Below are 16,891 nucleotides of genomic sequence, written 5' to 3'. Positions count from 1 at the left end.
GCGCGCGAGAAGTGCCTAGTCTGTTCACGTGAATGCCCCCAAGACGGTCCCGTTCTCAGAACTGGCCTCCTCAGACCTGATCCTCGATGCCGTATACGAGGGCGGGGTGAAGGGTAACCACGGTGACGATCCGCTCCACCCGTTGGTTGGCGTCGGTAACGCGGGAGGATTCCGGCCGTGGGGTCGGGGTGAGACAAAGTATGTCGCTCTGTTCTCAACTCAGTCTGAGCAAGAATGGCCTGACCGATTCTCGAGCGATGGATCGACGTTCGTCTACTTCGGAGACCAACGTTCTCCGGGAAAGGACGTCGAGGACACGCCTCGCGGCGGTAATAAATTGTTGGCCGATGTCTTCGCACGAGTCGCTGTCGATAGACGCCAGGTGCGGAGTCAGATACCGCCATTCTTTCTCTTCTTGAAGGTTGGCACCGGGCGAGATGTGTCGTTTTCGGGTCTTCTGGTGCCGGCCGTGAACCAACTGGCGATTGAGTCACGCGAGACCGGTGGAGCTGAGTTCAAGAACTACCGGGCTACCTTCAATGTGCTCCGCCCGTCGGTCGTTGAGCGTGCGTGGTTAGCCGATCTGAGGGACGGCAATGCTCTCACCCAGCATGGGCCTGCCGAATGGTTCAAATGGGTTGCGATCGGGTCCGCGTAACCTCGGCGGCTGAGTGATCGCGATGCAGTGAACCGAGTCGAACACTTGATCTCATTCAATGTCCGCTCCCGTGAGTAGTGTCAGACCGAACGACTAATCGACCTTGGAGGGTCAGTGCCGGACATCTTCGACAATCTGAGTGCAGACTCAACTCTCGGGCCGGCGCTTCAGTCTGCGATGTCTAACTTCGACACCTGCGATGTGGCGACGGGATACTTTGACCTCCGCGGATGGGCGAGTTTCGCCGACATCGTCGACGGAAAGCTTGAGAATCGTCAACCCGGAGCCTCCTCAATCACGCGTGTGTTGGTCGGTATGGTCATGCCTGCTGACTCGGCACTCATGCTGTCGGCCCTCCAGGATGCTGTTCAGCCCCCGCCCTACGGCTCAGACATGAACGACATGGGGAAGGCGCTCGCCGCCAAGGAACAGCTCGTCAAGCACCTGCGGACCCAGCTCATGCGTGGGCTGCCGTCAGAGGCCGAGCAGCGCACGCTTCAGCAGCTTAAGAATCACCTTGAGTCAGGGGCTGTGGAGATGAAAGTCTTCACCAGCGCCCCGCTGCATGGCAAGACGTACATCTTTCACGCGCCTGGCAATCAGATGGCCGAGCGGCGCGCGTACGTTGGCTCTTCCAACCTGACGAACGCAGGGCTCTTTCGGAACCTAGAACTGAACATCGACGTCAAAGACGACGATGCCTCGAAAAAGCTCGCCGACTGGTTCACGGAACGGTGGGGTGACCACTTCTCCCTCAAAATCACCGCCGAGATCATCGAACTGATCGAAGAGTCTTGGGCATCTGGCTCTCAGCCGACGCCGTACGAGGTTTACCTTAAGGTCTGCTACAGCTTGTCTGAGGACGCACGCGAAGGGATGGGCTATGTCCTGCCGCCGTCGATGCAGGACCTCCTCCTTGACTATCAAGAGACCGCTGTGCGCACGCTCGCCCGCCGCATCGTTCGGCGCGGCGGCACGATGCTCGGCGACGTGGTCGGCCTCGGCAAGACCCTGACCGCTGTCGCGACCGCCCTCATGCTCGAAGCTGCCGAAGACTACACGACGCTGGTTCTGTGTCCCAAGAACTTGCAGCACATGTGGGAGGAGCACCTCGAGAGGTACGGGCTTGTGGGCGCCCGAGTAGTCCCGTACTCGATGGCAGACAAGAGGCTGCCCGAGCTCAAGCGCTTCCACCTGGTCATCTGCGACGAGTCGCACAACCTGCGCAACAACAGCACGAAGGCCTCCGAGGCGATCCAGGACTACGTCCGTCGCAACGGCTCCAAGGTTCTACTGCTCACCGCGACTCCGTACAACCTCGCCTTCGCCGATGTGGCGAACCAGATCGGCCTCTATATCGACGATGACGAGGATCTCGGCATCCAGCCCACCGCGGCAATGGCCAAGGACCCCACCCTCATCGACAAGGTCGACGGCAAGATCACAACATTGGCCGCATTCCGCCGATCCGAAGAACCCGAGGATTGGAAGCGCCTGATGAGCGATCACCTTGTACGGCGTACACGGTCGTTCATCAAGCGCACCGCCAAGAAGGAGACCGTCACGCTCCCGAATGGCAAGACGGAGGAGCGCGAGTATCTTCAGTTTGCCAACGGCCAACGCTTCCACTTCCCGACCCGGGTGCCTCGCCCGTTGAGTCACGACTTCGCCGATGACGACCCGGCCAAACTGATGGAGGAAGAAGACACGCTTGACTCGGTCCGTGACCTCACCCTGCCCCGCTATCGGCTCGCCGACTACGACGACCCCAAGGCACTTCACTCGGACAAGGACGCCAAGATTCTGGCTGACATCCGATCAGGCCGAGGCAATGTCAGTGGGTTCGTCCGGATCGGCCTCTTCAAACGGCTTTCTTCTTCCGGCCATTCGTTCATCCTCAGCCTGCAGAGACAGCGCGCACGGAACGAGCTCTTCATCTATGCGATCGAGAACGATCTCGACGTGCCGCTCGGAAGCTTCAGTGACCAGCAGTTCATGGTGTCGGACGATGACCTCGAAGAGGATGAGGACATTTACGGCAGCCTGGAGTCGCAGTATCGCGAACTCCATCGCCGCCTGCCGTCCTCGACGAAGTGGCTGGGGACGAAGGTTTTGAAGACGACGCTGAAGAAGGACCTCCAGCGCGACAACCGGATCATCACCGAACTGCTCGACAGCTTCGGCGCTTGGGACGCAGCTAAGGACTCAAAGGTCAACGCGCTGGTCGACCTTCTCCGCGACCGGCATACGGGTGACAAGGTCTTGGTCTTCACTGAGTACGCCGACACGGCCATGTACGTCGCGCAGGCACTCAAGGATGCCGGTATTCCGAACGTCGGTCTTGCTTCCGGGGACTCTGAAGATCCCGCCGCGATCGCTCGCAGGTTCTCGCCGAACAGTAACCGACTTCCCGGCGAGGAAGACGATCTGAAGCCTGTCGTCGACCCGATCGACGTCCTCATTGCGACTGATGTGCTGTCCGAGGGCCAGAACCTCCAGGACTCCCACATCGTCGTTAACTACGATCTTCCGTGGGCCATCATCCGCATCATTCAGCGTGCTGGACGTGTCGACCGAGTAGGCCAGAAGTCAGACTCGGTCTTCATCTACCTCATCACTCACGAGAAGGTCGAGCAGGCAATCCAGCTTCGGCAACGAATCAGGCAGCGTCTCGGCGACAACGCCGCCGCGTTTGGGTCCGATGAGCAGTTCTTCGGGGATGCCAAGGAAGTGAACCTACTTCATGACCTCTACAAGGGAGCCGTCCCGTCGGAGGATGAACTAGATCAGGACGAGGGTGAGGCCGATGCGGTTAGCGAGGCCTGGCTGGTCTGGTCACGTGTGAAGGACGACAAGCCGGAACTGGCCGGGAAGGTCCTCAAGATGCAGGACCTCATTCACAGCACTCGCGACCCTTACGACCACGAGACGAAGACCGGAGTCACCACTTTCGCCAGCACGACGTCGGGCGTGGACGCCTTCGCTGCTGCATTCGACAATCCCGATGGAGGCGACATGATTGAGCGGCTACTGACCCCGCTCGAAGCGCTCCACATCTTCCGCGCACAGGAGACCACTCCGACTGCCGTCCTGCGTCCCGACCACTTCGGTCGTGAGTCAGGTCTGATCAAAGGCAAACTCAGCAACGAGATGGTGGCGATCGGGAACCTCCGCGGCGTCCGCAAGTGGGCAGTCGAACGCCTGGGAGGAACGATTTACGGTGCCGACGCCAGTGCGGCGTTGGAGGCCATGATGGATCGCCCCCTCACCGAGTACACCAACATCCGCCTCCGGCAAGCACGTCGCAGCAAGTACTCAGAACAAGACTTGGCCGACATGGTGAAGCAGCTCCATGACGAGCAGCGGCTGGTTATCGGTTCAACCGATAAGGATGAGATCAAGATCGTGTGCTCGATTGGGGTGACGCCGCGATGACGGACGGACTCATCGCAGAAGCCGACAAGGGCGACTTCAGCAAACTGTTCCGTGTTGACCTCTTCTGGCACAGTCCAGATCAAGCGCCCATCGAAATCGAACTCGACGATGGTTCCAAGGTGACGGCGACCAACGTCTCCTCTTTCAAGGGCGTACGGGTCTGGGAAGTCCCGGCACTCCCTGGCGCTGCCGTGGAAGCGAAACTCGACCAGGCCATCGCGAAAAGCTCGACGAACCGCCTGGTGATTTTCCACGATGGCGACAAGCAGGTGTGGCGCTGGCCATCGCGCACCGCGAAGGGCGCGGGAGTCATCTCTCGGCCCGCGCGTCACGTTCACAGGGTCGGGACCCCCGACCCTCAGTTCGTGGTGAAACTTGATGCCATTCGGCTGCCGAGCGACGTCGTGCTCGACGTCAACGACCTGCTCTCGCGAGTTCGCGGAGCCTTCGATGTAGAGACTAAGAACGAAACCAAGCGTGCATCCAAGCTCATGGCCCAGATGTACGCCGCGGTCGAGAAAGGGTACTCGAGCGGTTTCGATCCGAAGAAACGCGACCATGAGATCTCGGTCAGCCTCGCACGTGTGCTCTTCCTGCTTTTCAGCGACGACACGGAGATGTGGAAAGACTCCAAGGGGGAGCCTCTTCCTAACCATTTCCAGGACTTCGTCAAGGATCAGACGGCGCGCGACGGTGAAGACATCGGTGAGCGCTTGAATGAGTTGTTTGACGTGCTCGACATGGCTCCGCGGGATCGGATTGGACTCCCGTCTGAGCTGGCGACTTTTCCGTATGTCAACGGCGGGATCTTCGAGGAACACATCACTCTGCCTCACCTCGACAAAGACTTCCGGGACTCGATCCTCGCGGCGTCGGCCGTCGACTGGTCGACGATTAGCCCGGCTATCTTCGGCTCGATGTTCCAGTCGGTCCGAGATGCCCAGACGCGTCGGGAGCTCGGCGAGCACTACACGTCGGAAGAGAACATCCTCAAGACCCTCAACCCGCTATTCCTCGACGAGCTGCGCGCCGACTTTGAACACATCCTTACGCTCCAGAAGGGGCGGAGGCAGAAACTTCATGATCTCTGGAAACGCCTCGGCGACATCCGATACATCGATCCGGCCTGCGGTTGCGGAAACTTCATCATCGTCGCCTACCGCGAACTGCGCGAGCTCGAACTTCGTATCATGGACGCCCTCGCGACACTCACCGACGGCGAGGAGACCGTCGCACTCCCCGCCGACTGGACGCACCTGCTGAAGGTCACGCTCAACAACTTCTACGGGATCGAGATCGACGAGTGGCCGGCCCGCATTGCCGAGACCGCGATGTTCTTGATCGATCGCCAATGCGACCTGCGTATGAAGGAAAGATTTGGCGTGGCGCCCGAGCGCCTTCCTATTCAGGAGCAAGCCAAGATCCTCGTTGGAGATGCTCTGGAAGTCGACTGGTCAGGATTCTGTGTGCCGACGTCCGATGTGGTCATCGCCGGGAACCCACCGTTCCTCGGCCACATCTCCCGCACCGCGAAACAGACGGACCAACTTCGTGCGGCGTGGGATGGCGCCGATATCGGTCGATTGGACTACGTCACTGCGTGGTACGCCACGGCGATGAAGTACTTCGGATCGACAGCCGGACGCTGGGCATTCGTGTCGACAAACTCGGTGACCCAAGGAGATCAAGTTCCGCGCTTGTTTGGACCGATCTTTCGCGCTCGCTGGCGAATCAAGTTCGCCCACCGGACATTCGCTTGGACGTCCGAGGCTTCAGGCAAGGCAGCGGTTCACTGCAACATCATCGGTTTCGATCGCTCCGAGACGAAGGCGCGGTTGTTCGACTATGGCACTCCCTGGTCCGAGCCGACGGAGCTTGGGGCGTCAAGTATCAACGGTTACCTCGTCGATGGTCCGAACGTCTTGGTGTCGCCGAGGAGCGACCCGTTGTCAACGGATCTCGCCGTCGTGACGTTTGGGAACATGCCGCGGGATGGCGGACACCTGATCGTGGACGACGATGCGTACCCTGCGGTTGCAGCCGATCCGATTGCCGCGAAATATCTTCGCCGCTTCATCGGCTCAGAGGAACTAGTGAATGGTCGAGAGCGCTGGTGTCTCTGGATGACTGACCTCGATCCCAAAGACGTGGCCGGTTCCGCCATCCTGACTGATCGAATCGCGGGCGTTCGAGAAATGCGCCTTAAGAGCAAAGCGCCAAGCACAAAGGCTATGGCAGCTACACCACATCTGTTCGGTCAGCGTTCGGGAGGCTACGCCACCGCCTACCTTGGAATCCCGCGGGTTGTTAGTGAGAATAGGCTCTTCTACACCGCGGCGCGTCTCGACGCGGACGTCATTCCAAGTGACCGACTCTTCGCGGCGCCAGACGCCGATGGCTTCCTCTTTGGTGTGATCTCATCTTCGATGTTCTTGACCTGGCAGTTCACGGTCGGCAACAGGCTGGAATCTCGGCCGTCATTCTCCAACACACTCGTATGGAACAACTTCCCTCTGCCAGAGATTGATGCCAAGGCACGCCATGCGGTTGCGAAGGCTGGTGCGGACGTCTTGACGGCACGACATCTGTATCCGGATCGGTCGCTCGCGGACCTGTACGAGCCAGGAGCGTTGCCCGCCGAACTCGTCTCGGCTCACGCTGCCTTGGATGCTGTCGTTGACGGCATCTTCGGCTTGCCGTCGGGATCGATCACAATGGAGGAGCGCCAGAGTGTCCTGTTCCAGACCTACGCAAAGCTCGACGCCGGACTGTTCTCTGCCTCAGTGAAGTCTCAACGGAAGCGGCGACGCTCATGACCTTCGATCCCAGGACCTGCAGCACCTTTGATCCCAGGACGACCGAAAATGCGTACTCGGGCATGCCTATCCGGAGTGTTTCGTCTAAGTCTCGACTGAACTCTCAACCCCCACGACTTGGAGCAAAGCGCCATGAAGGCTGAGCCGTACAGCCCAAGGGATCTTTTTGACGGGAAGGTCCATTTTCAGATCCCGGTCTACCAGCGCCCATACGTGTGGGACGAAGAGGATCAATGGGCCCCATTGTGGGAGGACATCCTTCGGGTGGCCGGGAAGGTACTGGTTCAGCGCGCCACCGAAGGGTCAAGCGAGGTAACCAATCATTTCCTCGGCGCCGTTGTTTTTGCCGACGGTAATGCGCACACGGAAGTCAACATGTCCCGGAACCTTGTGATCGACGGACAGCAGCGCATGACCACGCTTCAGGTGCTGCTGGACGCGGTTCAGCAGGTAGCTGAGGAGCTTGAGCAAGCCGATGTTGCTGACGAGCTGAAGGATCTAGTGCTGAACGATGCGAAGCGATTCGAGGGAAAGCCGGAACGCTTCAAGCTCTGGCCGTCAAAAGGCGACCGCGATGCGTTCCGAGAAGCCATGGACCCAAACGCAGGTGGCTTCGAGGAGCATCGCATCGTCAGAGCGCACCGATTCTTCCGATCCGAGACCGAGCGGTGGATCAACGGCAGACCAGATGATGACGGAAATCCACCTCACGGGACGCCGGAGGACAGAGCCTCAGCGCTCTCAGATGTGCTGCAGAACAGGCTCCAGGTCGTAGCGATCAACCTTACTGGGCATGATGACTCTCAGCTCATATTCGAGACGCTAAACGATCGTGGGACTCCGCTCTTGAAGGCGGATCTCATCAAAAATTGGGTCTTTCTCAAGGGTGAAAATCTCGGCGCTGACGTTGAGTCTTGGCCTGATCGATTCTGGGCGGATTTCGACGGCGACTGGTGGCGTCAGGAGATCTCCCAAGGCCGACTTAGCCGTTCGCGTATCGACATCTTCCTTCAGTACTGGCTCACCATGCGTCTCCGTGAAGAGGTGAACACGGATCAGGTATTCCGAGTGTTTACCGAGTATGCCGAGCCGTTGTACTCGGACGTCGACGGCGCTGAGCGGATGCTCTCGGAACTGCGCAAAGACTCGCAAACGTTCCAAAACTTCGCACAAATGGCGCGCGACTCAGCGGAGGGCGTCTTCTACAAACGCGTGATCGAGACGATGGAACTTGCCGCCACAACGCCGCTTCTGCTGTGGATGCTGTCTGAAAATCACGACGTGCCCCAGGAGCAGGTCGAAATCGGGCTCGGCGCCCTCGAAAGTTGGGTGATTCGGCGAACTCTGTTGCGGTACACGATGAAAGGCGTCAACCAGCTGATGGTTGCGATGCTCAAGGATCTTGAGAGCGTCGAGGCGAACACCGCCGGTGATCGAGTGCGTTCGTACCTTTCCAGGCAGAGTGCAGACGCGAGACTTTGGCCGGCCGATTCCGAGGTTGAGGCATCGTTGCCAAAGCAAAAGCTGTACGGGACAGTTCGTCAAGGGCGCCTTCGCGTCGTACTCGGTGCGATTGAGCAGCGAATGCGCGATTCTGACGTGAAATATGAGAGCGTCGCCCTTCCAGATGGCCTCGAGCTCGAGCACATTCTTCCTCAGGGCTGGCGCTCGCATTGGGATCCAGAACCTAAACTTGGTCTCGAGGAAGCGGCAGCGCGCGACGCACTGTTGAACACCTTGGGCAACCTCACGCTCGTAACGAAGTCGCTGAACGGGTCGCTTTCCAATCGACCATGGACGGATGCGCAGGCGAGCGGCCTTGTCGAGGGTGGCGATGCACACAAGGGCAAGCGGACTCTGTTGAACAAGTTCAGCCTTCTCGCGCTAAACAAGGAGATCGTCGACGAGCATGCCGACGCATGGACAGAGGAGGACATCGCGAATCGTTCGGGACTGCTCGCAGGGGCGATCTGCGGCGTATGGCCTGGACCCACCGAGAGTCTCCGCGAGCTCACGCCAGCCTCCGACGATGGTGATGATGTCGCGAACTCGGTTCGGGACCAAGTCGATGAGGTTGCGTCCAGCGTTTCATTCGCGGAGTCCGCTGTCGAGGCCCGGACAACGGCGCACGATTTTGAAGGCGCCATGCGCGAAATAGCGAATCGATCGATCAAAGAGGTGGGATACAAGCCGACCTACTTCATAGGAATGCTCAGCGAGCTTGGCGGGATCGAAACCGCACGACGTCTAACGCTTGCGACGACCCCGAGCGATGGTTTCACCCGCCTATGGGAGGCAAATCGTCTCGACCTAACTGTTGAAATGGTGGTTCTTCGCCCTGAGTTCGAGCATCTCTTTGATCCCGGCGTTCTAGATGCTGCCCACCGGCGCCTTGCGGCGTACATCGCCGTCCAATAGGAATCTACGAATCCGAGCGAGGTCTGCGGCGGCCGTGAGGCAGGGCGAGGATTCGCGAACGCTGCGAGTACGCCGTTCTTCAATGCGTTGAGGTATCGCCGACTCTATTTTTGGATTGATGCGGAATTCTTGCAAGGTTCGGTTAGGCCGGCGCTCTTATCCATGAGGCCGGCAAACGTCCGGAGCTGACCAACTCACCTCCAAGGACAGAATCATGACCACGAACCACACCTTCCGCACCATCGCCAAGCTGGCTCTCGCCGGCGCCATCTCCGTCGTCGGCCTCACCGCCACCGGCACGGCGGCCCAGGCCGGCCCCATCTGCGGCTCCGAGCCCAAGCTGATCTTCGCGAAGCCCGGCGTCGCCACCTACGGCACCGCCTGCGCTGACGAGATCATCGGCACGCCCGGCAACGACACGATTTACGCCCTCGGCGGCGACGACGAGATCTATTCCGATACCGGCGCGGACGTCGTGTACGGCGGTGACGGTGCCGACGAGATCTACACCGGCAGCGGCGCTGACCGTGTCGAGGGCGAGGCAGGCGACGACTTCATCATGGGCGGCACCGAGAACGACATCATCAACGGTGGCGCTGGCGACGATGTCATCCGCGGCGAAGAGGGCAACGACACGCTCTACAGCTTCGCGGGCTACAACGTGAACGACGGCTCCGACGAGCTCTACGGCGGCGACGGCAACGATTACCTCAACGGGTACGAGGGCAGCGACTGGCTCGAGGGCCAGTTCGGTGATGACAGCCTCGAATCGCACGAGGTCGTACCGGCCTACGACCACTTTGCTGGCGGTCAAGGCAAGGACAAGTTCGCGGTAAAGGACGCCATCGAGCACGACCAGGCCCACCGCGACGACGTGGACGTCGACAACTTCGACAGCCCGGTCACCAACAAGAACGCCGCTGACACCATCCACTGATCCAGCTCTCCACGTTTCCGGCCGCACACCGTCGACGGTGTGCGGCTGGGTGGCGGTTGGGGCGGGCGGTCTCGATACGCCCTCCCTCGCAGAGCTCGGTCGGCTACTCGACCGGCGAGGGGCGGCGTTCGCGGGTCTACTCGACCGGCGAGGGTGGCGTTCTCGGGTCTACTCGACCGGTGAGGGCGGCGTCACCCGACGGATAGGAGACAGGTAGTCCATATGGGCTAGCAAAGAGCATCCTTGCGGGCGATGTTGCCGAGGCTCCGCGCGGGAGACCATGTATTTGAGGGAACGTCTCACGGGAATGCCGTCCAAATCTCGGGTCGGAATTCGCGTCGCTGCCGCATGTCCGGGCAGCCAAATTGCTGTCAAAACTTGGGGGGAGCCCACAATGAAGTTCAAACGATCCGCAGTTGCTCTGGCTGTAGGCAGTGCCGTTCTGGCCGTAAGCGCGGTGGGAGCCGCGCCGGCGCAGGCCGCAGGCTCGATTCAGTTCCGCAAGTTCTACTACGACTCGCCGGGGTCGGACAGCGGCAGTAACACCAGCCTCAACGCCGAGTACTTCGATCTCAAGAACGTGGGGACGACAACGCGCGACCTGTCTGGGTGGAAGGTCCGCGACAAGACGGGCTACACGTACACCTTCCCCGCGGGCTCATCGCTGCGTGCCGGTTACACGGTCCGAGTGCATACGGGGAAGGGAACCAATTCCTCGACCCACAAGTACTGGGGACGCGCGTGGTACGTCTGGAACAACACCGGCGATGCGGCCACGGTTCGCAACCCTGCTGGGACCACGATCGATTCGTGCTCGTGGGGCGGCATCGGCTCGGGATACAAGAACTGCTGATTCAGCGGCAGGCGTACTAGAGCGGTTGGCGTACGAGGTCTCGATACGCCTCCCTCGCAGAGCTCGGTCGGCTACTCGACCGGCGATGGGACGGCTTTGTCGAATCGCTCGATCGGCGAGGGGTGGCTTTGTCGCGGCTACTCGACCGGCGAGGGGTGGCCTACGTGGTTTCGAGACGCTCCTCAACCACCGAAGGGGTGGTGTTGTCGTACGTACTCGACCGGAGAGGGGTGTCGAGGCGTGCACCTGACCCGTGAGTGGGTCATCATCAAGGATGACCACGTTCGTGTACGACTTCAGCGAAGGCGGGATGGACCAGAAGGACCTCTTGGGGGGCAAGGGGGCGAATCTGGCGGAGATGACCAAGCTGGGGTTGCCGGTGCCGCCGGGGTTCACGATCAGCACCGACGCCTGTCGGGCCTACATGGCCGAGGGCAAGCAGCCGGACGGGCTGGCCGACGAGGTCAGCGAGCACCTGGCGGCGCTGGAGCAGGCGCGTGGCAAGAAGCTTGGCGATCCGGAGGACCCGCTGCTGGTGTCGGTGCGGTCGGGCGCGAAGTTCTCCATGCCGGGGATGATGGAGACCGTCCTCAACGTCGGCCTCAACGACGAGTCGGTCAAGGGCCTGGCGCAGGTCGCGGGCGGCGACGAGCGGTTCGCGTACGACTCCTATCGCCGGCTGCTGCAGATGTTCGGCAGCACGGTGCTGGGCATCGACGCGGCCGTGTTCGCCGACGCGCTGGACGCGCTCAAGGCCGACCGCAACACCGAGAACGACCTCGACCTGACCGCGGACGACCTGCAGGGACTCATCCTGAAGTACCAAGAACTGATCGCCGAGCACAGCGGCCGCGCCTTCCCACAGGACCCGCGCGAGCAGCTCGACATGGCGGTGCTGGCCGTCTTCGACTCGTGGAACACCGACCGCGCCGCGCTCTATCGCCGCCAGGAGCGCATCCCCGACGACCTCGGCACCGCGGTCAACATCTGCTCGATGGTGTTCGGCAACGGGGGAGACGACTCCGGCACGGGCGTCGCGTTCACCCGCGACCCGGCAACCGGTGCGCAGGGCCTCTACGGCGACTACCTCGTCAACGCGCAGGGCGAGGACGTCGTCGCCGGCATCCGCAACACCGTCCCGCTCGCCGACCTCGAGCAGGTCGACAAGAGTGCGTACGACGAGCTGCTCGCGATCATGCAGAAGCTCGAGCACCACTACAAGGACCTGTGCGACATCGAGTTCACCGTCGAGCACGGCAAGCTCTGGATGCTGCAGACCCGGGTCGGCAAGCGTACGGCCGAGGCGGCGTTCCGCATCGCCCACTCGTTCGCCGAGGAGGGCATCATCGACCTCGACGAGGCGGTCGACCGGGTGACCGGCGAGCAGCTGGCGCAGCTGATGTTCCCGCGCTTCGACGCCGACGCTGAGCGGCACCTGATCGGCAAGGGCATGAACGCCTCGCCGGGCGCCGCGGTGGGCAAGGCGGTGTTCGACTCGCAGACCGCCGTCGAGTGGGCCGCCAACGGCGACGACGTCATCCTCGTGCGCCGCACCACCAACCCCGACGACCTGTCCGGCATGGTCGCGGCCAAGGGCATCCTGACGAGCCGCGGCGGCAAGACCTCGCACGCCGCCGTGGTCGCGCGCGGCATGGGGCGTACGTGCGTGTGCGGCGCCGACGAGCTCGACGTCGACACCGAGGCGGGCCAGTTCAAGGCCGCCGACGGCACGGTCATCAAGGAGGGCGACGTCATCTCGATCGACGGCACCACCGGCGAAATCTTCGAAGGCGCCGTCGACGTGGTCGACTCGCTGGTCGTACGCCACTTCGAGGGCGACGAGGCCGCGGACGACGACGAGCTCGTACGCGCGGTGACCGCGCTGATGGACCACGCCGACGGCGTACGCAGGTTGCGCGTGCGGGCCAACGCCGACACCCCCGACGACGCCGCGCGGGCCCGCAGGTTCGGCGCCCAGGGGATCGGGCTGTGCCGCACCGAGCACATGTTCCTCGGCGATCGGCGGGAGTACGTCGAGCACCTGATCCTGGCCGAGACCCCCGAGGAGCAGCAGGAGGCGCTCGGCGCGCTGCTGCCGATGCAGCGCGACGACTTCGTCGGCATCCTCGAGGCGATGGACGGGTTGCCGGTCACGATCCGGCTGCTCGACCCGCCGCTGCACGAGTTCCTGCCCGACTACACCGAGCTCTCGGTGCAGGTCGCGCTCGAGGAGGAGCACCACGAGGACAACCCGCGCACGGCCAAGCTGCTCGCCGCGGTGGCGCGGCTGCACGAGGAGAACCCGATGCTGGGGCTGCGCGGCGTACGCCTCGGCATCGTCATCCCCGGCCTGTTCACGATGCAGGCGCGGGCGATCCTCGAGGCCGCCGCCCTGCGTACAGCGGCCGGGGGAGACCCGCGGCCGGAGATCATGATCCCGCTGGTCGGCGCCCCGCAGGAGCTCGACCTGATGAAGGCCGAGATCATCGCGGTCGCCGCCGAGGTGGAGAAGGAGACCGGCAAGAAGCTTTCGTTCATGGTCGGCACGATGATCGAGCTACCGCGTGCGGTGACGGTCGCCGAGAAGATCGCGGAGACGGCGGAGTTCTTCTCGTTCGGCACCAACGACCTGACCCAGATGACGTGGGGGTTCTCCCGCGATGACGTGGAGGCGTCGTTCTTCTCGACGTACCTCGACAAGGGAATCTTCGCGGTCTCACCGTTCGAGTCGCTCGACGTCGAGGGCGTCGGCCTGCTCATCGAGCACGCGGTGAAGATGGGCCGCAAGGCGCGCCCCGACCTGCACCTCGGCGTGTGCGGCGAGCACGGGGGAGACCCGGCCTCGATCCACTTCTTCGACGAGGTCGGGCTCGACTACGTGTCGTGCTCGCCCTATCGCGTACCCGTCGCCCGCCTCGAGGCCGGCCGGTCAGCGTCGGCGAGCTCCGCGTCGGCCTGAGTCGGAGCAACGAGCGGCTAGTTCTTGGCTGTGAGTTTGGCGTCCCAGGCGCTGGTGCGGAATTCGGAAAGTCTGCGAAGTAGATCCTTCGCCGCAGGTTTGTCTACGGGATTTCCCTCAAGCTGTCCCAACCAGGAGATCAGCCGGTTTCCGGCGATGAAGTCGATTCCTGCGTTTTGGGCATTGGTTGGCAATTCCTGTTGGGAGGGTCCCCAAAGGACAACGGCAGGCAAGACAGAGACCGGGTTGGTAGACGCTCGGTGACGACTCGTGTAATCGCGACTCAGCAGAGTTCGAGTGAGGGCTTCGGCCCGTGTCTTGACTCTGGCGGCTGAACGAGCCATCTCAGTCGGGTCGGTCACGGCTTCGGTGCGCCATTTCGAATCAATGACAACGAGCCCGCCGTGCCGAGTGACTACGAGATGGTCCAGGTCGCCTGCGCCGAGATTGACGCTATCGATTGAGCCCCAGATCAACTTCTTGCGCTTGGCTTCCTTCAACTCAGTACGGGTGGCGTCTTCCCCCCAGGCGCCGCGCAGCTGCCCAATCGCGGCACGGTTGTGCGCCAGAAACATGCCGGCCAGCATGAAAATGAAAACTGCGCAGACAAACGTGTGCATGGCTCCGAGCACGTAACCCCTGCCTGGCAATTGCCAGAAGATGATGATGGCTGCGGTCTCGAATATGAGCAGCACAGCCGCGATCGCGGCCATCTTGCAGATCGTGGCCACATGTCGTGCTGCCCACGTTCGAAACAGACTGTGAAGCACGCGCCGTGAATACGGCTGAAATTTGGACATCGGGGGCTCCCTCCACCACATCGTCGGGTTGAGTGAACCACTCGTCAGACGTCACTGGTGGCGGATTGGCGAATGCGTTCAGTGGTGACGCAACTGAATCTCTAAACCACTGAGGTGATGTCCTCGACCTCTTCGTCAGCCTTGTGCTTGCGGCCGACGATGATCGCGGCGATCAGGGCGCCCAGCGTGCCGAGCAGCTCGTCGCTGAGTGTGTCCTCGTACGCGCCGTCGAGCTCGGTGCCGCGACGGATGAAGGTGTACCACTCGCCGAGCTCCCACCCGACGGCCAGGATCGCGCCGAGACCGGTGATCGTGAGGATCAGTCCCCACGCCGGGCCGGACCAGACGAGCCGCAACAGCAGGCCGCAGCCCCAGAGCAGCAGCATCCAGTTGAAGAAGTGGTTGGCGTTGTCCCACCAGTCGACCGAGTCGTAGAGGTCGACGGTGTTGCCGGTGACATCGACTAGGAACGGCGACATGATCAGCGCGAACGCGCCCCAGGGCAGCTGACTCGCGGGCGTACGTTGTCCTTTCGACAGGCTCAAGGACCTCTCAGCGGGCGTACGAAGCGTGCCGAGATCGCGCCACCACCAGATCGCGGGCACGATTAGCATCAGCGCGGGATAGGCGAGAAGCCGGTAGCCGAACCCCTTGCCCTCGAACTGTTCGAGCCCGGCGAACGCGCCGACGGCGAGCTGGACGACCGTGAGCACGAAGATGACGACCGCCGCATAGAAGCCGCGGGTTCGGGGGATCTGCATGGCCAAAACCCTCCCACACCTTCTTGGCCCGCTCGGACCATTTCGTCGTGCGGGCGTCGCCGGGCTCGCCTAGCGTCGGGGGATGAAGAAGCCGAGCTACAGCGCCATGCTGTCCGTCGCCACCGCTGCCTACTCCGTGTACGCGCTCGCCAATCCCCGCCACATCGGCAAGGCGCTGACCGGGAGCCCGCTGAAGCAGCCCGACTACGACATCGCCGCGCGTACGTTCGGCGTACGCGACCTGGTCATCAGCGGGCTGGCGCTGGCCGCTCCGACCGCTGCCGCGCGCGAGCAGGCGATGATGGGCCGCGTCGCGTTCGACCTGACCGACTCGGCGCTGTTCAGCAACGAAGCCACGACGTCCGGCCGCAAAGCCAAGGTCCTGGCGGTGACGGTGAGCTGGGCCGCGCTCAACGCGGCTGCCATCGTCGCCGACCGCAGACGCTGATTTCCCCCGGCATGACGGGGTAGCCGCCGGGCCCCATGACCCGCCGAGGTCCTATCCTGAGCCGATGCTGCACATTCGCCTGGGGGAGCTTCGTCAGGTCGACCCGATGGCTGATGACCTCGGGCGCAGCTTCGTCGGCTACCGCGAGGGCATGACCGACGCCCAGACGTACGAGGCCAACCGCGGCTGCTGGCGACTGGGCGCGCGGGCGCAGGACGAGCGATACGCGATCTTCAGCTTCGACGGGATCGTCCGCCAGGCGCTGGAGATCTCGAGCGTCGAGCCGGCGCCGAAGCGGTCGATGCGCAGCGTCGTCTACGGCCGTGTCCTCGCCAAGGGCGACCGGATCTACGACGCGTACGTCAACGGCCCGGCGCCGGAGTCGCGGGGACACAACCCGATCTCCTACGTACCGGACGAGGTGGCGCCCGAGACAGATGCCTTCCACTTCGGCGACCCGGAGGCCAATCGCGAGGCCGAGCTCGTCGCCATGAGCTTCATCAGCGGGCAGTACGCGGTCGAGGGCTGGATCATCGAGGACGTCAGCGCGCTCGACTGCGGGTGGGACATCACGGCCACCAAGGGTCCGAGGTTGCGACACGTCAAGGTGAAGGGCTTCGCGGGTCCGGTGTCGAAGGTCGTCTTCACCGGCGACGAGCTGCGCGCCGCCGGCCACGACCTGAACTGGTCGCTCGTCGTGGTGACCAACGCGATGACCAACCCGACATCGCAGGAGTACGGACCCGATGCGGTCCGCAGGCTCGCCGTCCCGCTCGCGTACGAGGTCGACCTCAGCGACGCCTGAG

The 16,891-nt window shown here is 62.4% G+C and carries 11 protein-coding genes; 9 read left to right on the top strand and 2 right to left on the bottom strand.

Annotated elements, in window-relative coordinates; all coding sequences use genetic code 11:
- The first annotated feature begins 28 nt into the window (after positions 1-28).
- The 7 genes from AC1DVU_RS15180 (at position 29) to ppdK (ending at position 14,076) form a co-directional block, all read left to right on the top strand.
- Positions 29-658 carry a hypothetical protein gene (locus tag AC1DVU_RS15180; RefSeq protein WP_476923283.1) on the top strand — a complete coding sequence of 210 codons (630 nt, stop codon included), beginning with the start codon at positions 29-31 and terminating at the stop codon, positions 656-658.
- A 114-nt stretch (positions 659-772) separates the two neighbouring features.
- Complete coding sequence (locus tag AC1DVU_RS15175; protein WP_476923282.1) at positions 773-4,093, top strand: helicase-related protein; 3,321 nt, start codon at positions 773-775, stop codon at positions 4,091-4,093.
- Positions 4,090-6,909, top strand: coding sequence for a class I SAM-dependent DNA methyltransferase (locus AC1DVU_RS15170; protein WP_476923281.1), 2,820 nt, complete (start codon positions 4,090-4,092; stop codon positions 6,907-6,909). The genes AC1DVU_RS15175 and AC1DVU_RS15170 overlap by 4 nt, the downstream gene beginning before the upstream one ends.
- Positions 6,910-7,041: 132 nt before the next feature.
- Complete coding sequence (locus tag AC1DVU_RS15165; RefSeq protein ID WP_476923280.1) at positions 7,042-9,327, top strand: DUF262 domain-containing protein; 2,286 nt, start codon at positions 7,042-7,044, stop codon at positions 9,325-9,327.
- A gap of 214 nt (positions 9,328-9,541) precedes the next feature.
- On the top strand, positions 9,542-10,264 hold the full coding sequence (locus AC1DVU_RS15160) for a calcium-binding protein (protein WP_476923279.1): 723 nt from the start codon (positions 9,542-9,544) through the stop codon (positions 10,262-10,264).
- 394 nt (positions 10,265-10,658) lie between these two features.
- Positions 10,659-11,117, top strand: a complete 459-nt coding sequence (locus tag AC1DVU_RS15155) for a lamin tail domain-containing protein (RefSeq protein ID WP_476923278.1) — start codon at positions 10,659-10,661, stop codon at positions 11,115-11,117.
- A gap of 274 nt (positions 11,118-11,391) precedes the next feature.
- A complete protein-coding gene (gene ppdK / locus AC1DVU_RS15150; protein ID WP_476923277.1) occupies positions 11,392-14,076 on the top strand; it encodes a pyruvate, phosphate dikinase in 2,685 nt (894 codons plus the stop codon).
- 17 nt (positions 14,077-14,093) lie between these two features.
- On the opposite strand, the gene AC1DVU_RS15145 is transcribed toward ppdK, so the two are convergent.
- On the bottom strand, positions 14,094-14,789 hold the full coding sequence (locus AC1DVU_RS15145; protein ID WP_476923276.1) for a nuclease-related domain-containing protein: 696 nt from the start codon (positions 14,787-14,789) through the stop codon (positions 14,094-14,096).
- Between the two features lie 188 nt (positions 14,790-14,977).
- Entirely contained in the window at positions 14,978-15,637 is a 660-nt protein-coding gene (locus tag AC1DVU_RS15140; RefSeq protein ID WP_476923275.1) for a DUF2238 domain-containing protein, read from the bottom strand.
- 82 nt (positions 15,638-15,719) lie between these two features.
- Between AC1DVU_RS15140 and AC1DVU_RS15135 the strand changes: the two genes are divergently transcribed.
- Complete coding sequence (locus AC1DVU_RS15135; RefSeq protein ID WP_476923274.1) at positions 15,720-16,085, top strand: hypothetical protein; 366 nt, start codon at positions 15,720-15,722, stop codon at positions 16,083-16,085.
- Positions 16,086-16,149: 64 nt separating this feature from the next.
- Entirely contained in the window at positions 16,150-16,890 is a 741-nt protein-coding gene (locus AC1DVU_RS15130) for a protein NO VEIN domain-containing protein (protein WP_476923273.1), read from the top strand.
- The last annotated feature ends 1 nt before the right edge of the window (position 16,891 follow it).

It is taken from the genome of Aeromicrobium sp. P2_G6 (assembly GCF_056403535.1).
This window is presented reverse-complemented; position numbering and strand designations above follow the sequence as displayed.